Origin of the sequence: Paraburkholderia sp. Tr-20389 (assembly GCF_017104565.1) — a bacterium.
Classification (GTDB): Bacteria; Pseudomonadota; Gammaproteobacteria; order Burkholderiales; family Burkholderiaceae; genus Paraburkholderia.
Genome location: NZ_JAAGPD010000073.1, coordinates 20,263 through 45,361, shown reverse-complemented (window position 1 = coordinate 45,361; position 25,099 = coordinate 20,263). Strand labels below are relative to the sequence as shown.

Annotated in this window: 23 protein-coding genes; 11 read left to right on the top strand and 12 right to left on the bottom strand. The window is 63.9% G+C overall.

From position 1 onward, the window contains the following. Window positions 1-176: 176 nt before the first annotated feature. Together G3N95_RS38355 and ffh are read right to left on the bottom strand one after the other, a co-directional pair. A complete protein-coding gene (locus G3N95_RS38355) occupies window positions 177-728 on the bottom strand; it encodes a hypoxanthine-guanine phosphoribosyltransferase (RefSeq protein ID WP_205975285.1) in 552 nt (183 codons plus the stop codon). 155 nt (window positions 729-883) lie between these two features. Continuing rightward, window positions 884-2,251, bottom strand: a complete 1,368-nt coding sequence (gene ffh, locus G3N95_RS38350) for a signal recognition particle protein (protein WP_205975289.1) — start codon at window positions 2,249-2,251, stop codon at window positions 884-886. A gap of 79 nt (window positions 2,252-2,330) precedes the next feature. On the opposite strand from ffh, the gene ccsA reads away from it, so the two are divergent. From ccsA to G3N95_RS38315, 7 genes are all read left to right on the top strand, one after another. Next, window positions 2,331-3,272 carry a cytochrome c biogenesis protein CcsA gene (gene ccsA, locus G3N95_RS38345; RefSeq protein ID WP_205975284.1) on the top strand — a complete coding sequence of 314 codons (942 nt, stop codon included), beginning with the start codon at window positions 2,331-2,333 and terminating at the stop codon, window positions 3,270-3,272. 5 nt (window positions 3,273-3,277) lie between these two features. Next, window positions 3,278-3,619, top strand: a complete 342-nt coding sequence (locus G3N95_RS38340) for a PP0621 family protein (protein WP_205975283.1) — start codon at window positions 3,278-3,280, stop codon at window positions 3,617-3,619. Next, window positions 3,616-4,248, top strand: coding sequence for a 1,6-anhydro-N-acetylmuramyl-L-alanine amidase AmpD (gene ampD, locus G3N95_RS38335; protein ID WP_205975282.1), 633 nt, complete (start codon window positions 3,616-3,618; stop codon window positions 4,246-4,248). The genes G3N95_RS38340 and ampD overlap by 4 nt, the downstream gene beginning before the upstream one ends. A gap of 491 nt (window positions 4,249-4,739) precedes the next feature. Continuing rightward, entirely contained in the window at window positions 4,740-7,745 is a 3,006-nt protein-coding gene (locus tag G3N95_RS38330; RefSeq protein WP_205975281.1) for a ribonucleoside-diphosphate reductase subunit alpha, read from the top strand. 604 nt (window positions 7,746-8,349) lie between these two features. Further along, on the top strand, window positions 8,350-9,573 hold the full coding sequence (locus G3N95_RS38325; protein WP_205975280.1) for a ribonucleotide-diphosphate reductase subunit beta: 1,224 nt from the start codon (window positions 8,350-8,352) through the stop codon (window positions 9,571-9,573). Between the two features lie 79 nt (window positions 9,574-9,652). After that, on the top strand, window positions 9,653-9,979 hold the full coding sequence (locus tag G3N95_RS38320) for a hypothetical protein (RefSeq protein ID WP_205975279.1): 327 nt from the start codon (window positions 9,653-9,655) through the stop codon (window positions 9,977-9,979). A gap of 30 nt (window positions 9,980-10,009) precedes the next feature. Continuing rightward, on the top strand, window positions 10,010-10,624 hold the full coding sequence (locus tag G3N95_RS38315) for a histone H1-like DNA-binding protein (RefSeq protein WP_205975288.1): 615 nt from the start codon (window positions 10,010-10,012) through the stop codon (window positions 10,622-10,624). A gap of 249 nt (window positions 10,625-10,873) precedes the next feature. On the opposite strand, the gene G3N95_RS38310 is transcribed toward G3N95_RS38315, so the two are convergent. From G3N95_RS38310 to G3N95_RS38265, 10 genes are all read right to left on the bottom strand, one after another. Beyond that, window positions 10,874-11,362 (bottom strand): glycine zipper 2TM domain-containing protein, encoded by a 489-nt coding sequence (locus G3N95_RS38310; RefSeq protein WP_205975278.1) that lies wholly within the window; start codon window positions 11,360-11,362, stop codon window positions 10,874-10,876. Between the two features lie 87 nt (window positions 11,363-11,449). Further along, complete coding sequence (locus tag G3N95_RS38305; protein WP_205975277.1) at window positions 11,450-12,394, bottom strand: carbohydrate kinase family protein; 945 nt, start codon at window positions 12,392-12,394, stop codon at window positions 11,450-11,452. Window positions 12,395-12,503: 109 nt separating this feature from the next. Further along, window positions 12,504-13,004 (bottom strand): thiol peroxidase, encoded by a 501-nt coding sequence (gene tpx, locus G3N95_RS38300; protein ID WP_012402007.1) that lies wholly within the window; start codon window positions 13,002-13,004, stop codon window positions 12,504-12,506. A gap of 93 nt (window positions 13,005-13,097) precedes the next feature. Then, window positions 13,098-14,861: a zinc-ribbon and DUF3426 domain-containing protein gene (locus tag G3N95_RS38295; RefSeq protein WP_205975276.1), complete on the bottom strand. Its 1,764-nt coding sequence runs from the start codon at window positions 14,859-14,861 to the stop codon at window positions 13,098-13,100. A gap of 69 nt (window positions 14,862-14,930) precedes the next feature. Continuing rightward, the gene (gene prmA / locus G3N95_RS38290) at window positions 14,931-15,833 is read right to left on the bottom strand and encodes a 50S ribosomal protein L11 methyltransferase (protein ID WP_205975275.1); all 903 of its coding nucleotides are present in this window, start codon (window positions 15,831-15,833) and stop codon (window positions 14,931-14,933) included. Window positions 15,834-15,836: 3 nt separating this feature from the next. Further along, window positions 15,837-17,204: an acetyl-CoA carboxylase biotin carboxylase subunit gene (gene accC, locus G3N95_RS38285; RefSeq protein WP_205975274.1), complete on the bottom strand. Its 1,368-nt coding sequence runs from the start codon at window positions 17,202-17,204 to the stop codon at window positions 15,837-15,839. Between the two features lie 130 nt (window positions 17,205-17,334). Next, window positions 17,335-17,805, bottom strand: a complete 471-nt coding sequence (gene accB, locus G3N95_RS38280; RefSeq protein ID WP_205975273.1) for an acetyl-CoA carboxylase biotin carboxyl carrier protein — start codon at window positions 17,803-17,805, stop codon at window positions 17,335-17,337. 68 nt (window positions 17,806-17,873) lie between these two features. Continuing rightward, window positions 17,874-18,338 (bottom strand): type II 3-dehydroquinate dehydratase, encoded by a 465-nt coding sequence (gene aroQ / locus G3N95_RS38275; RefSeq protein WP_205975272.1) that lies wholly within the window; start codon window positions 18,336-18,338, stop codon window positions 17,874-17,876. Between the two features lie 194 nt (window positions 18,339-18,532). Continuing rightward, window positions 18,533-19,081 carry a TlpA disulfide reductase family protein gene (locus G3N95_RS38270; protein ID WP_205975271.1) on the bottom strand — a complete coding sequence of 183 codons (549 nt, stop codon included), beginning with the start codon at window positions 19,079-19,081 and terminating at the stop codon, window positions 18,533-18,535. Window positions 19,082-19,107: 26 nt separating this feature from the next. Then, window positions 19,108-19,761, bottom strand: coding sequence for a UDP-N-acetylmuramate--alanine ligase (locus G3N95_RS38265; RefSeq protein WP_205975270.1), 654 nt, complete (start codon window positions 19,759-19,761; stop codon window positions 19,108-19,110). 216 nt (window positions 19,762-19,977) lie between these two features. Here G3N95_RS38265 and mpl point away from each other — a divergent pair, with 216 nt between their 5' ends. The 4 genes from mpl to aroE all read left to right on the top strand — a co-directional run bounded on the left by mpl (window position 19,978) and on the right by aroE (window position 25,090). After that, complete coding sequence (mpl, locus tag G3N95_RS38260) at window positions 19,978-21,387, top strand: UDP-N-acetylmuramate:L-alanyl-gamma-D-glutamyl-meso-diaminopimelate ligase (RefSeq protein WP_205975269.1); 1,410 nt, start codon at window positions 19,978-19,980, stop codon at window positions 21,385-21,387. Further along, a complete protein-coding gene (locus tag G3N95_RS38255; protein ID WP_205975268.1) occupies window positions 21,384-21,986 on the top strand; it encodes a YqiA/YcfP family alpha/beta fold hydrolase in 603 nt (200 codons plus the stop codon). Before mpl ends, G3N95_RS38255 begins: the two co-directional genes overlap by 4 nt. A 129-nt stretch (window positions 21,987-22,115) precedes the next feature. Beyond that, the gene (locus G3N95_RS38250) at window positions 22,116-24,221 is read left to right on the top strand and encodes an RNB domain-containing ribonuclease (RefSeq protein WP_205975267.1); all 2,106 of its coding nucleotides are present in this window, start codon (window positions 22,116-22,118) and stop codon (window positions 24,219-24,221) included. After that, window positions 24,218-25,090, top strand: a complete 873-nt coding sequence (gene aroE / locus G3N95_RS38245; RefSeq protein WP_205975266.1) for a shikimate dehydrogenase — start codon at window positions 24,218-24,220, stop codon at window positions 25,088-25,090. Before G3N95_RS38250 ends, aroE begins: the two co-directional genes overlap by 4 nt. Window positions 25,091-25,099: the final 9 nt, after the last annotated feature.

Below are 25,099 nucleotides of genomic sequence, written 5' to 3'. Positions count from 1 at the left end.
CGTGAGCGGCTCAAGCAACTTATCAACGAAAAACGGCCCGGGCGCTCTTGCGCTCGGGCCGTCAAGTCCAGACCGTTTCGTTATACCGTTCGAGTCCTCAAAAGAGACCTTAACTGAACGGCATTAGACCCGCAGGTCGCTTTTTTATTTTGCAGCGGTGCAGCGCTGCGGGAGCATCACGCGTCTTCCGTCAGCGCGCGGATAGTCGGCAGATTGCGCCAGTAGCCCTTCGCGTCCATCCCGCAGCCGAACACGTAGCGGTCCGGCACTTCGAACCCGCAGAAGTCCGGATGCAGCGGCTTCGCCTTCGGAATGATCTTCTCGCACAGCACCGCGCTCATGAAACGCTTCGCGCCCATCGCCATGATGCGGTCGCGGATCGCGGCCATCGTCTCGCCTTCGTCGAGGATATCGTCAAGCACGAGCACCACGCGGTCCTTCACCGAACCCGACGGCGCGACGCGCCACTGCATCTCGGCGCTGCCCTTGATCGCGTTGCGATAGCGGGTGAGGTGGATGTAGTCGAACTCGAGCGGGAAATCGAGGTGCGGCAGCAGCATGCCCGTGAACACCGCCGCGCCGCCCATCACCGACAACACGAGCGGAAAGTCTTCGGCCATTTCGGCGCGGATAGCATCCGCCATGCTGCCGATGGAGGCGTTGACGTCGCTGGCCGAAACGATTTCTTCGGAGTGACTGAAAATGTGGAGAGCTTCTTCGCGATTCATGACGTCTGGCGGGCGATAACTGTATACATAGTGTGAGAGACAACGACCCGGCGCGCTACAGCATATACCCGCGCCTTGATTCGGCATACGCGCCGGGCCGTGTTGGCACGCCGCGCGCTCACTTGCGTGATGCTGCTCGACGGCCGCGAAGCGCATCAGCGCATGCCCGGCATCATGCCCTTCATGCCGCGCATCATCTTTTGCAGATTGCCGCCCTTGAGCTTCTTCATCATGGTGCGCATCTGCTCGTACTGGTTCAGCAGGCGGTTGACTTCCTGCACCTGCACGCCCGCGCCCGCCGCGATACGGCGCTTGCGCGTCGCCTTGATCAGTTCGGGTTTGGCGCGTTCGGCGGCCGTCATCGAATTGATGATGCCTTCCATGCGGCGCATCTGCTTTTCGGCCTGGCCCATGTCGGCGTTCGACGCGGCCTGCTGGAACTGCGCGGGCAGCTTGTCCATCAGCGACGACAGGCCGCCCATCTTCTTCATCTGTGAGAGCTGCGCGCGGAAATCGTTCAGATCGAAGTCGCCGCCTTTCTTCACCTTGTCGGCGAGCTTCTGCGCGGCCTGAACGTCGACGCCGCGCTGTGCTTCCTCGACGAGCGCGAGAATGTCGCCCATGCCGAGAATCCGGTTCGCCATGCGGTCCGGATAGAAGATTTCGAGGCCGTCGAGTTTTTCAGCGACACCGACGAACTTGATCGGCTTGCCCGTCACGTGACGCACGGAGAGCGCCGCACCGCCGCGCGAGTCGCCGTCGAGCTTGGTCAGCACGACGCCCGTGAGCGGCAGTGTGTCGTTGAACGCTTTCGCGGTGTTCACGGCGTCCTGGCCGAGCATCGCGTCGACGACGAACAGCGTTTCCGAGGGGTTCAGTTCCTTATGCAGCGCGGCGATCTCGTTCATCATCGCCTCGTCGATGCCGAGACGGCCGGCCGTGTCGACGAGCAGCACATCGTGATAGTGACGCTTGGCCCAGTCGACGGCGGCGCGCGCGATATCGACGGGCTTCTGGTCCGGTTGCGACGGGAAGAAGTCGGCGCCGACCTGTTCGGTCACCGTCTTCAACTGTGCGATAGCGGCGGGGCGATACACGTCGCACGACACCGTCAGCACTTTCTTCTTGTACTTCTCGCGCAGCAGCTTGGCGAGCTTGCCGACCGTGGTCGTCTTACCGGCGCCCTGCAGACCCGCCATCAGGATGACGGCCGGCGGCGTGACGCTGAGATTCAGTTCGACGGCCTTGCCTTCGTAATCGCCGCCGATCACGGCCGTCAGCTCGCGCTGCACGACGCCGACGAGCGCCTGGCCCGGCGACAGGCTGGCGATCACTTCCTCGCCGAGCGCCTTTTCCTTCACCTTCGCGATGAAGTCGCGCACGACGGGCAGCGCCACGTCGGCTTCGAGGAGCGCGAGGCGCACTTCGCGCAGCATCTCCTGGGTGTTCGCCTCGGTGAGCCGGGCTTCGCCGCGCAGCGTCTTGACGACGCGCGCCATCCGTTGAGTGAGGTTGTCGAGCATGGGGGCGATGAGCAGTGCGGCCATTCCCGTCACAGCGCGAGAGCGGCGGACTTTGGAGGGCCTGGTGTAAACTTCCAATATGGATATTGTACTGTATGCCCTCACTGCGCTCCTGTACGGCGGACTGGCCGTCGCGGGCTGGCGCGCGCACCGGCAGGCGACCGCCGCGCCGGTGCTCGAAAGCGTGCCGCCGCTTTCCGCCGCCGCGCCGTTGCCTGTGGGCGGGCGAGGGCTGGCAGGCGCGTCCGCCAGCATGTCGATGACAACGCGCATCGTGCTGCTCGCCGCGCTGCTCGCGCATGGTGTGCTGCTGCACACCACGATCTTTCCGCACGACGCGATGGTGTTCGGTTTCGCGTTCGCGCTGTCCGCGATGTTCTGGCTGGGCGCGGGCATCTACTGGATCGAGAGCTTCTTTTTTCCGCTCGACGGCCTGCGTCTGCTCGTGCTGCCGCTCGCGTGCATCGCGTCGCTGCTGCCGCTCGTGTTCAACGGGGTGCACGTGCTGTCGTATGCCGCCGACCCGCTGTTCAAGCTGCACTTCCTGATCGCGAACGTTGCGTATGGCCTGTTCGTGATCGCCGCGCTGCATGCCGTGCTGATGCTGCTCGTCGAGCGGCGCCTGCACGCGATGCGCGGCGGCGCGCTCGCGCGTCAAAGCGCCGCGGCGGGCAACGGCTGGCTGTCGAGCTGGCTCGACACGCTGCCGCCGCTGCTCACGCTGGAGACGCTGCTGTTCCGCCTGATCGGCGCGGGCTTCGTGCTGCTCACGCTCACGCTCGTGTCGGGCATCCTGTTCAACGAACAGCTTCTCGACCGCGCACTGCAGCTCGATCACAAGACTGTGTTCGCGCTGCTGTCGTGGGTCATGTTCGGTGCGCTGCTGACGGCGCGCAAGGTGTCGGGCTGGCGTGGGCGCGCGGCATTGCGCTGGGTGCTCGCGTCGTTCGTCGCGCTGCTGCTCGCCTATGTCGGCAGCCGCTTTGTTTTCGAGGTGCTGTTGCACCGTCCTGTGGTCTGAGTGTCATGCGACAAATTTTTCTGCTGATCCTGTTGTTCATCGTCGGCCAATGGCTGGTGAAGGCGCTGCGCCGCGCCGAAGCATCGCGTACCGCGCGCACGGGGGCGGGCGACGACGCCGGCGCCAACGCGCGCACGGGGACACGCACCAGCGGTCAGGCAAATGGTACGAACGGCGGCGCAAGCGGCAAGAGCCCGGCTCAACTCGCCGAGCCGATGATCCGCTGCGTCGAATGCGGCGTGCATGCGCCGAAAAGCGAATCCGTGCTCGTCGCGGGGCAGACGTTCTGTTCGCACGATCACGCAAAGCGTTACGCCGCCCGCCCGACGGGCCGCGACGCGCGATGACGGCTGCGGTTCACTCGCCCGCGGCGGCGCGCTTCACCGTCGATACAAACGGCTGGGTCAACGAGGCGCGCAAACTGCCGTCACCGAATGTCGAGGTGCGTCCGAACGGCGCGCGTCCCACGCTGATCGTCGTCCACAACATCAGTCTGCCGCCGAACGAATTCGGCGGCCCGGGCATCACCGATCTCTTCCTCAACCGTCTCGACTGCGACGCGCATCCGTACTACGACGCGAACCTGCGCGACGTGCGGGTGTCCGCGCATTTCGTAATCCGCCGCGACGGCGCGCTCGAACAGTACGTGTCCTGCGACGAACGCGCGTGGCATGCAGGCGCGTCGAATTTCTTCGGCCGTGAGCGCTGCAACGATTTCTCGATCGGCATCGAACTCGAAGGCAGCGACGTGTCGCCGTTCGAAGGCGCGCAATACGAGACGCTCGCTCCGCTCGTGCAGTCGCTCGCCGCGCACTACGCGATCGATGCGCTCGCCGGTCACTCGGACATCGCGCCCGGCCGCAAGACCGACCCCGGTCCGCACTTCGAATGGCCGCGCCTTCAGCGCGACACGGCGCTCTCCGATCAGTACTTCCCCTATCTGCATCCGTCTTCGCGCGCGCCGATAACGTCGTAAGCGCGTCACTCCTGCTCTGTACGATGCCGCACCGACAACGCAAAAGCGTTGTGTACGCCCGTCGGCGTTTTCTGACGCGGGCTATCCAAAAGTCAAGATGATCAGACCAAATAAAAGAATTTGCGATGACGGTTCAGTACACTATACTTCGTGCCGTTAATCAGTTTTTGCACAAGATGTAGTGTTTGTCAGGCGGCGCCCCGCTCCATGAGCATGGCGCCGTCAGCATTACCGGCACTGAAAAAACCTGATGCGGCGCAACCGGTTAGAGCAAACCGGCGCGCCGGCGAATTCGAAGAAAAGGCACAGCCAAGTGATCGCGACACGCACAACGTTGACGTACTCCAATACGGATCTGTCGCATCCGGCCCGGCTGTCTCACGGTTCCCGCTGTCCCTCTTCTTCTTCCTCATCGCATGCGTCCGGGGTGGCGCAGCGGTTGTACTAATCCGCGGTAACTCCGCACTATTCCAAGACCAGGAGCTTTGCACATGCAAACGACCGACAACGTGACGACCCGGTTCGAGGGCGCACCCACTGGCCGCCCAGTCGAAGGGCTCGCACAGGGCGCCGACGCGCTCGCGCCGCAGACGGGCTACGCCGACTACAAGGTGATCCGTCGCAACGGCAGCGTGGTGTCGTTCGAGCCGTCGAAAATCGCCATCGCGGTGACGAAGGCGTTTCTGGCCGTCAACGGTGGTCAGGGTGCAGCGTCGGCGCGCGTTCGCGAACTGGTCGAGCAGCTCACGCAGAACGTCGTGCGCGCGCTGGTGCGCAGCCGTCCGAACGGCGGCACGTTCCATATCGAAGACATTCAGGATCAGGTCGAACTCGCGCTGATGCGCACGGGCGAGCACAACGTCGCGCGCGCTTACGTGCTGTACCGCGAGAAGCGCACGCAGGAGCGCGGTCATGAGGCCGACGTACCGGCAGCGTCGGGCCTGAACGTGACCGACAACGGCGTCACGCGTCCGCTCGACATGGCAGCGCTGCGCGGCATCATCGAATCGGCATGTGCAAACCTGGGCGATGCCGTCAACGCAGAGCCGATCGTCGCGGAGACGGTGAAGAACCTGTACGACGGCGTGCCGATGAGCCAGGTCTACGACTCGGCTATCCTCGCTGCGCGCACGATGATCGAGAAAGACCCGGCATACAGCCAGGTCACGTCGCGCATCCTGCTGCACACGATCCGCCGCGAGATCCTCGAAGAAGAAGTCACGCAAGCCGAAATGGCCGGCCGCTATGCCGAGTACTTCCCGCTCTTCATCAAGCGCGGCGTGAACGCCGAGCTGCTCGACGACAAGCTGCTGCAGTTCGACCTGAAGCGTCTCGGCGCCGCGCTCGACGCGAACCGCGACCTGCAGTTCGGCTACCTCGGTCTGCAGACGCTGTATGACCGCTACTTCCTGCACGTCGACGGCACGCGCATCGAAATGCCCCAGGCATTCTTTATGCGTGTCGCGATGGGTCTGTCGTTGAACGAGATCGACCGCGAAGCGCGCGCGATCGAGTTCTACAACGTGCTGTCGAGCTTCGACTTCATGTCGTCGACGCCGACGCTGTTCAACTCGGGCACGCGCCGCTCGCAACTGTCGTCGTGCTATCTGACGACGGTCGACGACGACCTCGACGGCATCTACGAAGCGCTGAAGGAAAACGCGCTGCTGTCGAAGTTCGCCGGCGGTCTGGGCAACGACTGGACGCGTGTGCGTGCACTCGGTTCGCACATCAAGGGCACCAACGGCAAGTCGCAAGGCGTCGTGCCGTTCCTGAAGGTGGTCAACGACACGGCTGTCGCCGTGAACCAGGGCGGCAAGCGCAAGGGCGCGGTGTGCGCGTACCTGGAATCGTGGCACCTCGACATCGAAGAATTCCTCGAGCTGCGTAAGAACACGGGTGACGACCGTCGCCGCACGCACGACATGAACACGGCGAACTGGATTCCCGACCTGTTCATGAAGCGCGTGCTCGAAGGCGGCGACTGGACGCTGTTCTCGCCATCGACCTGCCCGGACCTGCACGACAAGTTCGGCGCCGAGTTCGAAACGGCTTACACCGCTTACGAAGACAAGGTCGCGCGCGGCGAGATCAAGCTGTTCAAGAAGATTCCGGCGGCGCAGCTGTGGCGCAAGATGCTGGGCATGCTGTTCGAAACGGGCCATCCGTGGATCACGTTCAAGGATCCGTGCAATGTGCGCTCGCCGCAACAGCACGTCGGCGTCGTCCACTCGTCGAACCTGTGCACGGAAATCACGCTGAACACGAGCGACGCCGAAATCGCCGTCTGCAACCTCGGCTCGGTGAACCTCGTCGCGCACCTGAAGGAACAGGCCGACGGCACGGTCGCGCTCGACCACGACAAGCTCAAGCGCACGATCAGCGTCGCGATGCGCATGCTCGACAACGTGATCGACATCAACTACTACGCGGTCGCGAAGGCGCGTAACTCGAACCTGAAGCACCGCCCGGTGGGTATGGGCATCATGGGCTTCCAGGACTGCCTGCACGTGCTGCGCACGCCGTACGCATCGCAGGAAGCCGTCGAGTTCGCCGACCGTTCGATGGAAGCCGTCTGCTACTACGCCTACTGGGCGTCGACGGAACTGGCGGAAGAGCGCGGCCGTTACTCGACCTACCGCGGCTCGCTGTGGGATCGCGGCATCCTCCCGCAAGACACGCTGAAGCTGCTCGCCGACGCACGCGGCGGCTACGTCGAAGTGGATTCGAGCGAGTCGATGGACTGGGCATCGCTGCGCTCGCGCATCGCGACGCACGGCATGCGCAACTCGAACTGCGTCGCGATCGCGCCGACGGCGACGATCTCGAACATCATCGGCGTGTCTGCATGTATCGAGCCGACGTTCCAGAACCTGTACGTGAAGTCGAACCTGTCGGGCGAATTCACGGTGGTGAACGACTACCTCGTGCGTGATCTGAAGGCGCGCGGCCTGTGGGACGAAGTGATGGTCGCCGACCTGAAGTACTTCGACGGCTCGCTGTCGCGCATCGACCGCGTGCCGGCCGACCTGCGCGCGATCTACGCTACCGCGTTCGAAGTCGATGCAACGTGGCTGGTCGAAGCAGCGTCGCGTCGTCAGAAGTGGATCGACCAGGCGCAGTCGCTCAACATCTATATGGCGGGCGCATCGGGCAAGAAGCTCGACGAGGTCTACAAGCTCGCATGGCTCCGCGGTCTGAAGACGACGTACTACCTCCGCACGATGGCTGCGACGCACGTCGAGAAGTCGACGGTCGCACACGGCGCGCTCAACGCAGTGCCGTCGGGTGACGGCGGTGCGGGTGGTGCAGCAGGTGGCTTCGGTGTCGGTGGCGGTGCGACGTCGTCGGGTGTGACGGGCGGCTTCCAGGCTTCCGCTGCATCGGCGGCAGCAACTTCGGTTCCCGCTGTCGAAGCAGCGCCCGAAGCAGAAGGTCCCGTGTGCATGATGCGTCCGGGCGATCCTGGCTTCGAAGAGTGCGAAGCCTGCCAGTGACGTTCAGCCGACGAGGCAACGCTTCACTATAAGTAGTAGCAGTCAGCCGCCGGCGCTCGCCGGCGGCCAGCAGCAAGAAACAGCAAGCAGCAGGTGGCAGGCGATGAGCGGTGTCAGCAGGAACGCGCCGTTCATCGCACGACGAAGTCGGCGCGTCTCTCTTCGATGTTGGAAATCGAAGTCGCAAGAGCAGCACACGACGCGACGAGGAACATCACGTGCTACCCATCTCGTCGACGAGTGCGCGAAAACCCTGAACGCGCGCACACGATGAAGTCGGCGAGACAGCACGAAGTGACGATGCATCGCACGTCCCGTTCGCTTCGCAAGGCACGCGCAACGCACAGCGAAGCAGCAACGTTTCGAGTTCGGAACAACGCAGAAGCAACGCATACGCATCACTGAAGCAACGCGCTTTCGATCGTGCATCGCGCTTCAACGACACACGTTTCGATCGACTCGCAACGAGCGACCTTCACACACTGATGAACAAAGTGTTGTATGTAGGTCGCAACGCGATTCGAAAACAGGATTTTTCATGAGCGGACCCTTTTAACGCTCGTGAAAAGATGGTACAAACCGATCTAAATTGATGGTGACATTTATGCTCAACTGGGATGACGAGACTACTGCCGTAACTCCCTCGAGTGCTTCGCAACAAAACGTGTTGCGCAACGCTGCGGGAACGGCTGTCGGTTCGCAAGTCGAAACGCGTTCCGCTCATCAAGCTCCCTCGGCTCATCAGGTCTTCGCGAACGACATCGCAATCGCTCCGCCGGCGCAAGCAGGTGCATCGGCTGCCGCTTCCGAAGCTCGCGTGAATGTCGCCGACAAGCGCATCATCAACGGCCAGACTGACGTCAACCAGCTGGTGCCGTTCAAGTACAAGTGGGCGTGGGAAAAGTATCTGTCCGGTTGCGCGAACCACTGGATGCCGCAGGAAATCAACATGTCCCGCGACATCGCGCTCTGGAAAGACCCGAACGGGCTGACGGAAGACGAGCGCCGTATCGTCAAGCGCAACCTCGGCTTCTTCGTGACGGCCGACTCGCTCGCGGCGAACAACATCGTCCTCGGCACGTACCGCCACATCACGGCGCCCGAATGCCGCCAGTTCCTGCTGCGCCAGGCGTTCGAAGAGGCGATCCACACGCACGCCTATCAGTACATCGTGGAGTCGCTCGGTCTCGACGAGGGCGAGATCTTCAACGCGTACCACGAAGTCCAGTCCATTCGTGACAAGGACGAATTCCTGATTCCGTTCATCCACACGCTGACCGACCCGGCCTTCAAGACGGGTACGCTCGAAGCAGACCAGAAGCTGCTCAAGTCGCTGATCGTGTTCGCGTGCGTGATGGAAGGCCTGTTCTTCTACGTCGGCTTCACCCAGATCCTGGCGCTCGGCCGCCAGAACAAGATGACGGGCGCCGCGGAACAGTACCAGTACATCCTGCGCGACGAGTCGATGCACTGCAATTTCGGCATCGACCTGATCAACCAGATCAAACTCGAAAACCCGCATCTCTGGACGCCGGAATTCCGCGCTGAGATCCGCGAGATCTTCAAGCACGCGGTCGACCTCGAATATCGCTACGCAGAAGACACGATGCCGCGCGGGGTGCTCGGCCTCAATGCGTCGATGTTCAAGAGCTATCTGCGCTTCATCTGCAACCGCCGTTGCCAGCAGATCGGTATCGATCCGCTGTACCCGAACGAGGAAAACCCGTTCCCGTGGATGAGCGAGATGATCGACCTGAAGAAGGAACGCAACTTCTTCGAGACTCGGGTTATCGAATATCAGACCGGCGGCGCGCTGTCCTGGGAATAACCCAACGCGTCGTGTATGTATTTGATGGGGCTGCCGCTGGCCGTGCCGCGGCAAGTTTGGTGAGGAGCATGATCGCCTGATGCAGAGCGTGCCCGGTGCGCCGTGGACTACCACGGCCTATAAAGATCACAGGCACTTTGCGAACCCTTCAGTGGGATGGGCAAACTTCCCCCCGGAAAAAGCCGTTCGCTATGAAGCGAGCGGCTCGATCAAACGATTGACGGCGTCGAGATCCGACGCCGACAGGACTTGGCGCGCTGTGCCCGATGGCACGGCGCGCCTTACCGTATTCATTAGCGTAAGCGCGCTGGAGCTGCGTACGCCGATGAATAGCCCGCTTCGCAGTGGCCGCCGTGAGAAGCGTCCGCGGGAAGCGGGTTTTGACGAAGGGTGTAGTTTGAACTGACTCTCATCTGAAAACCTGAAGGAGAAAATGATGGCACTCGCCAAGAAGAAGCCGGCAGCCAAGAAGGCTGCAGCAAAGAAGGTCGTCGCTAAGAAGGCTGCTCCCGCCAAGAAGGCAGCACCGGCGAAGAAGGCAGTTGTGAAGAAGGTCGCAGCGAAGAAGGTCGCAGTGAAGAAGGTTGCTGCGAAGAAGGCAGCTCCGGCCAAGAAGGCAGCTGCGAAGAAGGTTGCAGTGAAGAAAGTCGCAGCGAAGAAAGTCGCCGTGAAGAAGGTTGCTGCGAAGAAGGCAGCACCGGCGAAGAAGGCCGCTGCGAAGAAGGTTGCAGCGAAGAAAGTCGCCGTGAAGAAGGTTGCTGCGAAGAAGGCAGCACCGGCGAAGAAGGCTGCAGCGAAGAAGGCCGCTGCCAAGAAGGCGCCTGCTAAAAAGGCTGCCGCCAAAAAGGCTGCGCCTGCGAAAAAGGCTGCCGCGAAGAAGGCCGCTGCTGCGCCTGCGAAGAAGGCTGCCCCTGCGAAGAAGGCTGTTTCGAAGAAGGCTGCACCTGCTCCGGCTGCGCCCGCTGCTGCATCGACGGCGCCGGCTGCTACGGTGAAGACGGCTCTGAACCCGGCTGCAGCATGGCCGTTCCCGACGGGCAGCCGTCCGTAAGAGCTGAAGTCGTAACGGACGCGTCGCGTGTGCGTCCGTCGATTGAGCGACGTTGCTCGATCACATCTGATCCCGTCGCCGGGTCACTGGCGGCGGGATTTTTTTCGTCGTGCGCGAAGCAGCGCCGCATCGCGGCCGCAGCGACAGACCGCAAACGCCGGACGAAAAAAAACGCATGCACAGGGGAGCGCATGCGTGTGAGGTTGCCGATACGGCGCGTGCGCGCCGCCGGCAGGGAAACAGTATGCGTCAGTGCGTGACGCGGGTTACGCCGCCGCTCGACAGCAGACGCACGCGCTCGCCGGCGCGGAAGATTTCACCCGTTGCGGTTTGTGTGATCGCGCGCATGTCGCCGTTGTCGAGGCGCACCGTGATTTCGACGCCGTCGCGCATTGCCGTGCTGTTTTCGATCGTGTTGCCTGCGACGGCGCCCGCGAGGCCGCCGACGATACCCGTCAGAATGGAACCCCGCCCGCCGCCGATCGCGCTGCCCGCAACGGCACCAAGCGCGCCGCCGCCGATTGCGCCGATGCCGCTCGGCTGGCCGTTGTTCGAGCTGATCTTCACGGCGCGCACGCTATCGACGATGCCCATGCGGACCGTCTCTTCGCGTTGCGCCTGCGACGCCGTGTACACGTCAGCGGAACTGCTGTTGTACGCACAGCCCGTCACCGCGAGCGAACTGACAATCACTGCGCCCAGTACCAGGCGACCCACCGTACGACTCGTTGTTTTCATTCCCTTGACTCCAAACGGGCTCGTATCGAGCCCTCCAAACCCGAACGGTCAGGCGCGGCGTATGCGCGGCGAGCGCCGTTCGCTACATCATGCGCCTTGCGGCAGTTCGTAGCCGAACGCCTGCTTGAACCGTTCGTTGATCTCCGCGCGCGTCGGCGCATAGTTCTGCGGCCCTTGATGTTCGATCTTGAGCGCGCCCATCAGACTGGCGAGGCGGCCGGTGGTTGCCCAGCCGAGGCCCTTCTCGATGCCGTACAGCAGGCCGCCCCGGAACGCATCGCCGCAACCCGTGGGGTCCAGCACCTGCTTCGCCTTGACGGCCGGAATTTCTTCGATGCCGCCGGCATGGTGAATCTGTGCCCCGTGCTCGCCGCGCGTCACGATCAGCGCATCGACACGGCTCGTGATCTCTTCGATCGACCAGCCCGTCTTGTTGCTCACCAGCGCAGCTTCGTAGTCATTGACTGCGACGTAGGTGGCAAGTTCAATCATGCGTCGCAGCGACTCACCGTCGAAGAGGGGCAGCCCCTGGCCCGGATCGAAGATGAACGGAACACCCGCCGCCGCGAACTGTTCGGAGTGCTGGATCATCCCGTCGAAGCCGTCCGGCGCGACGATGCCGAGCTTCACGCCGGGCTGGTCCGCGCGGTTCAGATGCGACTGCATCATCGCGCCCGGGTGGAACGCCGTGATCTGATTGTTTTCCAGATCGGTCGTGATCATCGCCTGCGCCGAGTACATGTCGGGCAGCACGCGCACGTGCTCTTTCGAGAGCCCGAGCGAGTCGAGACGGTCGATGTAGAGCTGCGAGTCGACCGCGCCGAGCGTCGCCATGATGCGTGCGTCGCCGCCGAGCAGATGCAGCGAGTAGGCGATATTGCCCGCGCAGCCGCCGAATTCGCGGCGCATCGTCGGCACGAGGAAGCTGACGTTCAGGATGTGAACCTGTTCCGGCAGGATGTGCTCCCGAAAGCGCCCTTCGAAAGTCATGATGTTGTCGTAGGCGAGCGAGCCGCAAATCAGCGTAGCCAAGGCGAGCGTTCCTATAAGTGTCGGTCGGAGAGAAAAAGGGTGCGACGATGTGACAGCGCCGCGCCCGATGCGATACGGGCGCGGCGCTGTATCGACGCAAAGATGAAGCTTACTTCAGCGCGGCGAGCGCTGCGTCGTAGTTCGGTTCGTTCTTGATTTCACCGACGAGTTCGGCGTGCACGACCTTGTCGTTTTCGTCGATGACGACGACGGCGCGCGCCGTCAGGCCCGTCAGCGGGCCGCTCGTCACGTCGACGCCGTACGCCTGCGCGAACTCATGGCCGCGGAAGGTCGAGCCCGTGACGACGTTCTCGATGCCTTCCGTCGTGCAGAAGCGCGTCGCGGCGAAGGGCAGGTCGCCCGACACGACGATCACAGCCGTGTTGTTGAGCTTCGCTGCGGCTTCGTTGAACTTGCGCGTGGAGGTTGCGCAGGTCGGCGTGTCGAGGCTCGGAACGATGTTCAGCACCTTGCGCTTGCCTGCGAAGTCGCCGAGCGTAAGCGGCTTCAGATCCTTGCCGACGAGCGAGAAGGCGGGCGCCGCCTGGCCCACGGACGGGAACGTACCAGCGACTTCGATCGGGTTGCCACCCAGCGTGACTTGACTCATGTTGTGCTCCGAAGATTCGTCAGGGATTGACGGGATGCGCGCCCGGTTCGTGCCGGACGCGCGGACAAGCTACACGCGCAGCAGATCGACGGATTACGGATAGAAGATCTGCACGCGGAAGTTCGAGGCGACCGTGTCGCCGGTATCGAGGCGCACGATCATCGTCTGCGTCGTGCGTGCGGGCAGGCCCGCCGCGATCGGCGTGCCGGGTTTCACATAGTCTTGCGGCCACAGCACGCGCCGCACGGCGATGTTGTTGTTCTCGTCGAGCAAGGTCAGTTCGACGGCCGGGTACGCGAGCGCGAGATCGAAGCGGTTGCGCAGCGGCATCTTCAACTCGAGCTTGTGCGGTCCGTCCACTTGCCGCAGATCCGACGGCTCGACCAGCAGTCCGTCGATATCGCGCGGCGGTTCGATCTTGCAGCCCAGATTCGCGCAGGCCTTCACGAACAGCGACTGCGAGTCGGGCCACGCGACCATCACCGTTTCGCGCTGCCACCAGGCAACCTGCACGAGCAGCAGACAGCCGAGCAGGCCAGCCGCGACACCGCCCCCGACCTGCCACATGAGACGCTTCGCTTCGGGCTCGCGCGGTTCGCGCGTGACAGCGAATGCATCGTCGTCGCCGCCGTGCGTTGCCGCGAACGGGCCATCGTAGGGTTCGCCATATTGATCGCGTGCGCCCGCGCCCGCACCGACTCCCGCGCCTGCTCCAGCGCCGAAGCGCGGTTCGAGGTCGGGCTCGTCCGACGGTGCGCCGAAGTACGGTTCGCGCTCGCGCTGCTGTCCGGCGTGATCGGCTGACGGCGAGACCGTGCGGTCGTCGGATTCGAACGCGGGCCGGTTGGTTTTTTCGCGCGGCGGCTCATGCCACTCGTCGTCGAAGGCGGGATGCGGCGGCGCTCCGCGCTTCGGCTCCGCCTCGCCCTGGTGTGTCTCGACGGACTCGCGCAGCGACTCGGGTACGCGCCACGTGTGGGTCGACGGTTCGTGCATGTCCGGCGCAAAATCGCGCGCAGGTGTCGCGTCGAAGGCCGGCTCGGCTTTCGACTGTGCGGGCGACACGGCGGGTTCTTCGATCCTGGGCTCAGCGAGCGTTTCGACCGTCGGTTCTGCTCGCTGATCGACGCTCGTCTCGACGTGTGGCTCGACCGGTTTGCGCGCGATCGCCTTCTCGAGGTTCATCGGCTCGGAATCGGTGAGTTCGAGCTTGAGCGGCGGTTGGGCGGAACGCGGAATCGTGACGGGGTTGATCGGGATCGTCGCCGCGTTGTGGCGGATGCGCCGGTCGATCGACGCGTCGGGCGCGGGCGCCCACGGATTCCACGCTTCCGCGCGGAAGTCGGGCTCATTCGCCGATGACGCGTGTTCGGTGTCGGTAGCAAGAGACGCCGCTTCCTCTTCGGATTGCGCGGAAGGCTCTGCGACGTGAGACGTCGGTGCTTCGGCGGCAGGCGAGGGTTGTGCAGCCGCCTCGCTCGAAGTTGCCGTTTCGATGCGCGGCTGCGCAGCTTCGGCCGCGGCGTGGTTGATCGCGGGCGCATCTTCTGCGCGCGTCATTTCGCCGTCGGTTTTCGGCTCGACGGCGACCTGCTCGCCAACCGCAGGCTGCGCGCCCAGCGTCGCCGCTTGACCGCCATTCGCGAGCGTTTCGAGCGTGTGGGCCGTCACGTCGTCGATCGTCACGGGCCTCGCCTTGTCGATGCTGACGCCGTCGCTCACGTCGAACAGGCTGCTCGATGCGTCGAACACCTGTTTGCAGTGGCCACAACGCACGAGCCCGCGGCGCAGCGTGAGCTGCTCCGGTTGGAGCCTGAAGACGGTTTCGCAGAAGGGACAGCGTGTCGCTAGAAGCATATCGAGCCGAGAGACCGGTTAGCGGCCAAGGTGCCGAATGGGGCCGGAAGCAAACAAATATGCCTTATTCTAATTGCTTTCGCGGCGCGTACCCGCAAGGCACACCCAGCCTTCGTGTTCGCGCCACACGGCGATGTCGATCCACTGCCGGTAGACGCTCGCCACTTCTTCCGCCTGTCGCGCGAGTATGCCCGACAGCGCAATGCGTCCGCCCGGCTTCACCTTCGACGACAACATCGACGCCATCAGCTTCAGCGGGTTCGACAGGATGTTCGCGACGACGATGTCGAACTCGCCGGCAGGGCAGTCGTCGGGCAAACCGTAGGCGACCTCGGCGCGATTACGCTCGCTGTTGTGGCGGGCGGATTCGACGGCTTGCGGATCGATGTCGATGCCGACGACGGGATTCGCGCCGCACTTTTTCGCGAGAATCGCGAGGATGCCCGAGCCGCAACCGTAGTCCAGCACCGATTGATCGTTCTGCACGGACCGTTCGAGCCATTCCATACACAGACGTGTCGTGGGATGGCTGCCCGTGCCGAACGCGAGACCCGGATCGAGTTCGAGCACGAGTGCGTCCGGATCGGGCGCATCGTGCCACGACGGCACGACCCAGATGCGCTCGCCGATCGGAATCGGATCGAACTGGGATTGCGTGAGGCGCACCCAGTCCTGTTCTTCGACTTCGCGCACGCTGAACGACGGCGTGCCGGCGAGCCCGAGTTCATTCGCGGCCGCCGCGAGCAGCACGGCCGGCTCGTGTTCCGGCGCCAGCAGCGCGATCACGCGCGAGTGCGTCCACGCAGTGCGATCCGGCGTGAGACCGGGTTCGCCGAACAGCGGCTGCTCGTCGGGCGTGTCGGCGTCCGCGTCTTCGACGGATACCGACAGCGCGCCCAGTTCGAGCAGCGCATCCGACAGCGCTTCCGCGTGCTCGCGCGCGAGTTCGACGACCAGTTCCCGGTAGCTCATTGCTTACGCTTCTTCCGGTGCGGCTTGCAGCTTCGCCGCCAGCCGGTTTTCGAGGTAATGGATGCTCGTGCCGCCCTCGACGAACTTCGCGTCGAGCATCAACTCGCGATGCAGCGGGATGTTGGTCAGAATGCCTTCGACCACCATTTCCGACAGCGCGATGCGCATCCGCTTGATCGCCTGTTCACGCGTCGCGCCGTAGGCGATCAGCTTGCCGATCATCGAATCATAGTTCGGCGGAACGAAATAGCCGTTGTATGCATGCGAATCGACGCGAATACCGGGGCCGCCCGGCATGTGCCACGACGTAAGACGTCCCGGCGACGGCGTGAACTTGAACGGATCTTCGGCGTTGATACGGCATTCGATCGCATGTCCGCGGAACTGGATGTCGCGCTGACGGATAGCGAGCTTTTCGCCTGCCGCGATGCGGATCTGCTCCTGCACGATGTCGATGCCCGTGATTAGTTCCGTGACGGGGTGCTCGACCTGCACGCGCGTGTTCATTTCGATGAAGTAGAACTCGCCGTTTTCGTACAGGAACTCGAACGTGCCTGCGCCGAGATAGCCCATCTTCTTGCACGCGTCCGCGCAACGATCGCCGATGCGCTCGATCAGACGGCGCGCGATGCCGGGCGCCGGCGCCTCTTCGATCACCTTCTGGTGACGGCGCTGCATCGAGCAGTCGCGCTCGCCGAGCCACAGTGCGTTCTTGAACGAGTCGGCCAGCACCTGGATTTCGATGTGCCGCGGGTTCTCCAGGTATTTCTCCATGTAGACCTGCGGATTGCCGAACGCACGGCCCGCTTCTTCACGCGTCATGTTGACGGCGTTCACGAGCGCGGCTTCCGTGTGCACGACGCGCATGCCGCGGCCACCGCCGCCGCCTGCCGCCTTGATGATCACCGGATAGCCGATCGAGCGCGCAATCTTCACGATCTCTTTCGGATCTTCCGGCAACGCGCCTTCCGAACCGGGCACGCAGGGCACGCCCGTCTTGATCATCGTCTGCTTCGCGGTGACCTTGTCGCCCATCATGCGGATGGTGTCGGGGCGCGGGCCGATGAACACGAAGCCCGATTGCTCGACGCGCTCGGCGAAGTCCGCGTTCTCGGACAGAAAGCCGTAGCCGGGGTGAATCGCTTCGGCGTCCGTGACTTCCGCCGCGCTGATCAGCGCGGGCATGTTCAGGTAGCTCAGGTTCGACGGTGCCGGTCCGATACAGACCGCCTCGTCGGCGAGCTTCACGTATTTGGCTTCCTTGTCGGCTTCGGAATAAACGACGACCGTCTTGACGCCGAGTTCGCGGCACGCGCGCTGAATGCGGAGCGCGATTTCGCCACGATTGGCAATGAGGATTTTTTCAAACATAGCGGATATTCGACTCATCAATGGGCGCCGCGGGCCCGGTTGGTTCGAAGGGGCGGGCGGCTGCCTCAGAGGATCGGTGGCGCGCCCGAAGAAGTAGGGCGCGCGGATGGCGAACGGCTAAGGCGCCGCGTCAGCCGATCACGAACAGCGGCTGGCCGTATTCGACCGCCTGACCGTTCTCGACGAGGATTTCCTTGATGACGCCGGCCTGGTCCGATTCGATCTCATTCAACAGTTTCATCGCTTCGATGATGCAGATCGTCTGGCCTTCCTTGACCGTGTCGCCCACCTGCACGAACGGATCTGCGCCCGGCGACGGTGCGCGGTAGAACGTGCCGACCATCGGCGACGTCACGACGTGGCCTTGCGGCGCGGCGGCTGCCGGCGTGGCGGGCGCGCCTGCGGGCAGTTCCGCTGCGTGGCCGACGGCAGCCGGTGCCGAAGGCGCGAATTGCGGCGCAAAGTTGCCGGGTTGCTGGACGTAAACCGGCGGCGCGTTCTTGACGATGCGCACCTTGCCTTCGCCCTCGGTCACTTCGAGTTCGGAGATGCCGGACTCGGAGACGAGGTCGATCAGAGTCTTCAGTTTACGTAGATCCATGGGCTTTCCCCTTCAATGCGTGAAGCGCCGGCGGGTTGCCGCCAGCGCCGAATTCGTGTTTTGGGTTGTCAGTTGCGCGCCGATCCGGCCGTTCCAATGGCCAGCCGGTCGAGCGCATATTCGAGTGCGTACAGATAGCCCTTCCAGCCGAGGCCGCAAATGACGCCCTCTGCCTGGTCGGAGAAATACGAGTGATGCCTAAACGGTTCTCGACGATGCACGTTCGACAGATGAATCTCGACGAACGGGATGCCGACGCCCGCCAGTGCGTCCCGGATCGCCACGCTGGTATGCGTGTACGCTGCGGGATTGATCAGGATGAAATCGGTCTTCTCGGTTCGCGCGGCCTGGATGCGGTCGACGAGCGCGCCTTCGTGATTGCTCTGGAAGGTGGCCAGTTCGACGCCGGCGTCCGCTGCGCGGTCTGCCAGCGCCTGATCGATCTGCGGGAGCGTGACGCGGCCATACACCTCGGGTTCCCGTGTACCGAGAAGGTTGAGGTTGGGGCCGTGCAGAACCAGCAGTCGCGTCATGGTCGCTTCGTTTTCCGTGGAATTGGGCGCACTTTAGCGCCGATTAGAGAAATTTGTCTAGTTTCTCGAACGCCCATAACGTCTCAGGCCCTTACCAGGATAGCAGCAACTAGCAGAACTTCTGACATTTTATTGCGAATATCGCCCATCCTGAGCGCAAACGTTCTCAACTAAATGTCAAAAAGATGCTGACGTTATAGCGCGTCGAGCGTGCGTTTCAGCTCGTCCGGCTTGATCTGGCCGAGTTTTGTCGACCGTACGACGCCTTTGGCATCAATTACGACCGTGTAAGGCAAGCCACCCGCGTTGTTGCCGAACGCGCGCGCGAGGTCCGCGCCGCCGAAGCCGGCGACGTAGATCGGATAGTTGACGGGCACCTTCTGCAGGAAAGCCTTGATGTTCTTGTCCGAGTCGACGCCCAGGCCAACGAACTCGATGCCCTTCTTCGAGTATTCCTTGTGCAGGGCCGACAGCGACGGCATTTCCTCGACGCACGGTCCGCACCACGACGCCCAGAAATTGACGACGACGGGATGGCCCTTGAAGCCGGCGAGCGACTGCGGTGCGCCGTCGGCGTTAGTCACCTTCGCGGCCCACAACTGATTCACGGCGTTGGCGCTGTCGGCGGAAGCCGCGTTCGCCACGCCCGCGAGATCGTTGTTGCCGAGGAGCCAGTGGCCCGCCACCGCTCCGCCCACGGTCGCGACGACGGCGACGGCCGCGATTGCCAGAATGCGCTTCATATAGTGAATGTGTCTGATCGAAATGTTCAGTTCGTGGAACGCGCGGCGTCGCTTTCGTCGAGCAGCGTCTGGACGGCGCGGATGTCGGCGCGCGCCAGACGGCCGCGTGCGTCGGCACGCACGGCGCCGCGCAGATCGTCAGTGCCGTACAGCGCGACGTGGATGCCTGCCTGTTCGGCGTCCCGGCCTTCGTTCGTCGGACGCCAGAGAAAGCTCAATGTTTCGACGTAGCCGCGACCTGCAAAGTGCCGTGTTTCCGAAACGTCGTATTGGACGTTGGAGTTCAGCAGGTAAATGGCGACTTCCTTGGGGTTGTCGCAAAACGCTTGCAGATGAATATCGGAATGTTCGCCGGCCGTCCCACCCAGTACCGCGCCCGTCAGATAGGCGTTGAACGGCGCGAGGCGCTGCATCCAGTCGAGCGCGATCTCGCGCAGGCGGCGCAGCACGGCCGGCTGGCTGTCGCCCTGGAACAGCGACTGGTATTCGCGGATTTCTTCCTCGATCTGGTCGTTATCCGGCAGCCATTCGCCCGCGACGCGCGTCTCCCCGACAACCTGCCGCGCAGCCTTGCGCTTGGCCGTCGAGTAGTCGAGACCGTCCTCAGCGATCATCCGTGCAGCCGCGATGGCGATTTCCTCGCGCACGCGCTGCGGATCGAAGTGTGATTTGCGAACCATCCGGTCATCATACTAGAGAAAGCCAGACGGCCTTTTGACGCTGCCAGCGCGATCCGCGAGCCCCGAACGGCGCATCGGAGACGCTCTCGAATAGCACGTCCGATCAAGAACGGGCGGGGCTGTCGGTTACAATAGTCGTCCTTTGCACGAGGGCTTTTTCGCCCCGGCGCGCATCTCTTTCCACGCAAAAAACACGCCTTGCGGCGCGACAGCTTTATGCACATTCACATCCTCGGCATCTGCGGCACGTTCATGGGTGGTCTCGCGGTTCTCGCGCGCAATGCCGGTCACACGGTGACGGGCTGCGACGCCGGTGTCTATCCGCCGATGAGCACGCAACTCGAGGCGCAAGGGATCAAGCTGATCGAAGGCTGGGGCGTCGAGCAACTCGACCTGAAGCCCGACCTGTTCGTGGTCGGCAACGTCGTGACGCGCGGCAATCCGCTGATGGAAGAAATTCTCAATCGCGGCTTGCCGTACACGTCCGGCCCGCAGTGGCTCGGCGAGCACGTCCTCAACGGCAAATGGGTGCTGGCCGTAGCCGGCACGCACGGCAAGACCACGACGACGTCGATGCTGACGTGGCTGCTCGAAGACGCGGGCATGAACCCGGGCTTTCTGATTGGCGGCGTGCCGCTGAACTTCGGTGTGTCGGCGCGGTTGACGGATTCGAGCTTCTTCGTGATCGAAGCCGACGAGTACGACACAGCATTCTTCGACAAGCGCTCGAAATTCGTCCACTACCGGCCGCGCACGGCGGTCCTGAACAACCTCGAATTCGATCACGCGGACATCTTCCCCGATCTCGCCGCGATCGAAACGCAATTTCATCATCTCGTGCGCACGGTGCCGGGCATTGGCCGCGTTGTGTCGAACGGTCGCGAAGACGCGCTGGACCGCGTGCTCGCGCGCGGCTGCTGGAGCGAAGTGGAGCGTTTCGGCGTCGAGGGCGGCTGGCAGGCGCTGCCCGCTGAAGACGGCGTCGCCGTCGACGAGCGTTTCGCCGTCTATCACAACGGCGAGCGCGTCGGCGTGGTCGACTGGCAGGTGCAGGGCGAACACAACCGGATGAACGCGATCGCCGCGATCGCCGCCGCGCGCCACATCGGCGTGCCGCCCGCGCAGGCGGCGAAGTCGCTGTCGACGTTCCGCAACGTGAAGCGTCGGATGGAAGTGCGCGGCAGCGTGGACGGCGTGACCGTCTACGACGATTTCGCGCATCATCCGACGGCGATCCAGACGACTGTGGCCGGACTGCGCACGCGTATCGGCCGCACGAATACACGCATTCTCGCTGTACTGGAGCCGCGCTCGAACACGATGAAGCTCGGCGTGATGAAGGCCCAACTGCCCGCAAGCCTCGCGGACGCCGATCTCGTGTTCGGCTACGGCGCGCCTTCGGGCAAGGATGCGCTCGGCTGGAATCTCGCCGAAGCGCTCGCGCCGATGGGCGACAAGGCGCAGGCGTTCAATGAAATCGACTCGCTCATCAAGGCCGTCGTCGCAGCCGCGCAGCCGGGCGATCAGGTGCTGGTGATGAGCAACGGCGGTTTCGGCGGCGTGCACCAGAAGCTACTCGACGCGCTGTCGGCACGACCGACGGAACTGGCGCGGGGCGTCGCGTGATTGTTTATCTGCACGGTTTCCGCTCGTCGCCCGATTCCTTCAAGGCGCGCGTGATGGCCGAGCGCCTCGCGGCGCTGGGCCGCAGCGCGGAATGGTGCTGTCCGATGCTGCCCGTGTCGCCCCTGGAAACGGTGGCGCTCGTAGAAGAAGTGGTTGCAACGGCGAAGCCGGAGCGCGTGACGCTGGTCGGCAGCTCGCTCGGCGGCTACTTCGCGACGCATCTCGCGGAGAAGCACGGCTGGCACGCGGTGCTGCTGAATCCGGCCGTCGTGCCGCAGCGCGACCTGAGCCACTATCTCGGCGAGCAGCCGTTGTGGCATGGCGGCGGCAGCATCGTCGTCGAGCCACATCATCTTGATGAATTACGTGCGCTAGGCGTCGCGCGGATCACGCGTCCCGAACGCTATTATCTGTTTGCCGCCACCGGCGACGAAGTGCTCGATTATCGCGAAATGCTCGCGCACTATCCCGGCGTGCGGACGAAGCTGATCGAAGGCAGCGACCATGCGATCAGCGAGTTTCCCGACTATGTCGACGACGTGCTCGCGTTTTGCGACGCCGCCGACGCCGAGCCGCCCCCGCCACGCGAGGCGGCATGATCCGATGATCCGCAGCCGAAGCTTGCCCGAAAGGCACGCGCGTTGCGGAGCACCACACCGAACACGACGCCGACGCGCACACACGCAGCACTGCGCGCCGGCCGACGCAAGCCAGAACGAGAGTATTGAGTGAACGTTTTCTTCGAGGAATCGGGTAGTTTCAAGGCGGGCAGCGTGCTGTCGCGTCAAGGCGACGCGTTTCAGGTCGAACTGCCGGGCGGCCGCCGCGCGAAGGTCCGCGCGAAAGACGTGCTGATCGAGTTCGACAAGCCGACGGCGGCCGAACTGATGGAGCAGGCCGACGTCGTCGCCCAGGATATCGATCTGGACTTCCTGTGGGAATGCGCGCCCGAAGATGAGTTTCCGTTTGCGACGCTCGGCGCCGAGTATTTCGGCGACACCTTCGGGGCGGTCGAGCGCGCCGCGTTGATCCTGCGCATGCACGGCTCGCCCATCTATTTCCGCCGCAAGGGGCGCGGCCAGTATCAGCGCGCACCGGAAGAGCAACTGAAGATGGCGCTCGCGTCGCTCGAACGCAAGCGCCAGCAGGCGCTCGTGCAGCAGGGCTACGAAGAGGAACTGAAGGCGGGCCGTCTGCCCGACGGGTTCCAGAGCAAGGCGCTCGGTCTGCTGACGAAGCCCGACAAGAATTCGATCGAGTACAAGGCGCTCGAAGCCGCAGCGGCGGCGCGCGGCATCTCGCAGGCGCGTCTGATGCTCGAATGCGGCGGCATTCCGTCCGCCCGCGCGCTGCACGAAGCGCGCTTCCTGTCGGAATTCTTCCCGCACGGCACGGCTTTCCCGCTCGTGACGGTCGGCGAGTTGCCGGAAGATCTGCCGCAGGCCGAAATCGAAGCGTTCTCGATCGACGACGTTACGACCACCGAAATCGACGATGCGTTTTCCGTCGAGCATCTGCCGGATAACCGCGTGCGGATCGGCATTCACATCGCCGCGCCGGCGCTGGGTATCCAGCGCAGCGACGCCGTCGACGCGATTGCGCGCGGCCGTCTGTCGACCGTCTACATGCCGGGCGACAAGATCACGATGCTGCCCGATTCCGTCGTGGACAAATTCACGCTGGCCGAAGGCGGGTTGCGTCCAGCGCTGTCGCTGTACAGCATCGTGAATCGCGAGACGCAGGAGATCGTCGCGAGCGAAACGCGCGCCGAACTCGTCTACGTGAAGAACAATCTGCGTCACAACACGCTCGACGAACTGGTGACGGAAGAGGCGCTTGCCAACGGCACGGGCGACTATCCGCACAAGGAAGACATCGCGGTGTTGTGGCCGTTCGCACAGGCGCTGTTCGAGAAGCGCCAGGTCGCGCGTGCCGGATACGGCCTCAAGCGCGAAGTGCAGCGCAATACGGACTTCAACTTCTACGTCGAAGGCGAGCACATCACGATCACACCGCGCCGCCGCGGCTCGCCGCTCGACACGATCGTCGCCGAACTGGCGATTCTCGCGAACTCGACGTGGGGCGCGTTCCTGCACGACCACGGCGTGCCCGGCATCTATCGTTCGCAACGTGCGTTCGGCGCGCCGACGGGCCCGAAGCGCACCCGTATGCAGACGACGGCTGCACCGCACGAAGGCCTCGGCGTCGCGCAGTACGCGTGGAGCACTTCGCCGCTGCGCCGCTATGTCGACCTCGTCAACCAGTGGCAGCTGATCGCCTGCGTGCAGCACGGCGTGACGGCGAAGCTCGCTGCGCCGTTCAAGCCGAAGGACGCCGATCTGTTCGCAGTCGTGCAAGGTTTCGACGACACCTATACCGCGTACGCCGATCATCAGCGTCGCATGGAGTATTTCTGGTGTCTGCGCTGGCTCACGCAGGAAAACCGCAAGCAGGTGGCCGCGTCCGTCGTGAAGGGCGATCTGGTGCGCCTCGAGGAAGTGCCGCTGCTGCTGCACGTGCCGGGTCTCGGCGTGCACGCGCGCGGCACGCGGCTGATGCTCGAAGTGATGTCGGTCGATGAGCTGACCGTCGAAGCCTCCGTGCGTCTCCTGCATGTGCTCGACGCACCGACCGTGACAAGCGGCGCGGAAGAAGAGGAAGAGGCCGACGACGAAATCGTCGACGCCCCCGACGAATCCGCCGAAAGCGAAGCCGAAGCACAGGCCGAAGCCGACACGAACGCGGCAACGGGCGAGCCGTCCGCCGACGGCGACACGCCGGCTTCCGCCGATGGTAACGACTCGACGCAGCACGCGACGGAGCAAGGGCAATGAGCTCGAATCAAAACACGCCGCGCGACAAATACGCGGTGATCGGCAATCCGATCGCGCACAGCAAGTCGCCGTTGATCCACGCGCAGTTTGCCGAGCAGACGGGTGAACCCGTCGAATATGGCCGGCTGCTGGCGCCCGTCGACCAGTTCGTCGCGTACGTGCGCGCTTTCATCGACGAAGGCGGCCGCGGCATGAACGTGACCGTGCCGTTCAAGCTCGACGCACATGCGTTCGCAACCACGCTGTCGCCGCGCGCGGCGGCGGCGGGCGCCGTCAATACGCTGCGTTTCGAAAAGGACGGCGGCGTGTACGGCGACAACACGGACGGCTTTGGCCTCGTGCGCGATATCGAAGTGAACCTGGGTGTGTCGCTCGCGGGCGCGCGCGTGCTGCTGCTCGGCGCGGGCGGCGCGGCGCGCGGCGTCGTGTTGCCGATGCTCGAACGCAAGCCGCACTCGCTGACTATCGTGAATCGTACGGCGTCGAAAGCGGACGAACTCGTCGCGCAATTCGCGAACGCGGCCAGCGACGCCGCGTGCCGTCTCTCAGGCGGCAGCGCGCAGGCAATCGAAGCGGGCGCCTACGACGTGATCGTCAACGCGACGGCAAGCAGCCTCGACGCGTCGCTGCCCGAATGCGACGACGGCGCGTTCGGCGCGCACACACTCGCGTACGACATGATGTACGGCGCGCAGCCGACCGTTTTCATGCAGCACGCCAGCAAGCTCGGCGCGCGCGCGGCGGATGGTCTCGGCATGCTGGTCGAGCAGGCGGCGGAGTCGTTCTTCGTGTGGCGCGGCGTGCGTCCCGACGGCGCGCCCGTGCTCGCGGCACTGCGCGAGATGCTGCGTGCACCGCAGAGCGCGTGACGGACCGTG

Bases quoted from the DNA above. Each gene is read 5' to 3' on its own strand.
- accC (WP_205975274.1), bottom strand. From the start codon at position 17,204: ATGTTTGAAAAAATCCTCATTGCCAATCGTGGCGAAATCGCGCTCCGC.
- mpl (WP_205975269.1), top strand. From the start codon at position 19,978: ATGCACATTCACATCCTCGGCATCTGCGGCACGTTCATGGGTGGTCTC.
- aroQ (WP_205975272.1), bottom strand. From the start codon at position 18,338: ATGACGCGACTGCTGGTTCTGCACGGCCCCAACCTCAACCTTCTCGGT.
- G3N95_RS38340 (WP_205975283.1), top strand. From the start codon at position 3,278: ATGCGACAAATTTTTCTGCTGATCCTGTTGTTCATCGTCGGCCAATGG.
- G3N95_RS38355 (WP_205975285.1), bottom strand. From the start codon at position 728: ATGAATCGCGAAGAAGCTCTCCACATTTTCAGTCACTCCGAAGAAATC.
- G3N95_RS38310 (WP_205975278.1), bottom strand. From the start codon at position 11,362: ATGAAAACAACGAGTCGTACGGTGGGTCGCCTGGTACTGGGCGCAGTG.
- aroE (WP_205975266.1), top strand. From the start codon at position 24,218: ATGAGCTCGAATCAAAACACGCCGCGCGACAAATACGCGGTGATCGGC.
- prmA (WP_205975275.1), bottom strand. From the start codon at position 15,833: ATGAGCTACCGGGAACTGGTCGTCGAACTCGCGCGCGAGCACGCGGAA.
- G3N95_RS38320 (WP_205975279.1), top strand. From the start codon at position 9,653: ATGCAGAGCGTGCCCGGTGCGCCGTGGACTACCACGGCCTATAAAGAT.
- G3N95_RS38270 (WP_205975271.1), bottom strand. From the start codon at position 19,081: ATGAAGCGCATTCTGGCAATCGCGGCCGTCGCCGTCGTCGCGACCGTG.
- ffh (WP_205975289.1), bottom strand. From the start codon at position 2,251: ATGCTCGACAACCTCACTCAACGGATGGCGCGCGTCGTCAAGACGCTG.
- ccsA (WP_205975284.1), top strand. From the start codon at position 2,331: ATGGATATTGTACTGTATGCCCTCACTGCGCTCCTGTACGGCGGACTG.
- G3N95_RS38330 (WP_205975281.1), top strand. From the start codon at position 4,740: ATGCAAACGACCGACAACGTGACGACCCGGTTCGAGGGCGCACCCACT.
- G3N95_RS38315 (WP_205975288.1), top strand. From the start codon at position 10,010: ATGGCACTCGCCAAGAAGAAGCCGGCAGCCAAGAAGGCTGCAGCAAAG.
- G3N95_RS38265 (WP_205975270.1), bottom strand. From the start codon at position 19,761: ATGGTTCGCAAATCACACTTCGATCCGCAGCGCGTGCGCGAGGAAATC.
- tpx (WP_012402007.1), bottom strand. From the start codon at position 13,004: ATGAGTCAAGTCACGCTGGGTGGCAACCCGATCGAAGTCGCTGGTACG.
- G3N95_RS38295 (WP_205975276.1), bottom strand. From the start codon at position 14,861: ATGCTTCTAGCGACACGCTGTCCCTTCTGCGAAACCGTCTTCAGGCTC.
- ampD (WP_205975282.1), top strand. From the start codon at position 3,616: ATGACGGCTGCGGTTCACTCGCCCGCGGCGGCGCGCTTCACCGTCGAT.
- G3N95_RS38325 (WP_205975280.1), top strand. From the start codon at position 8,350: ATGCTCAACTGGGATGACGAGACTACTGCCGTAACTCCCTCGAGTGCT.
- accB (WP_205975273.1), bottom strand. From the start codon at position 17,805: ATGGATCTACGTAAACTGAAGACTCTGATCGACCTCGTCTCCGAGTCC.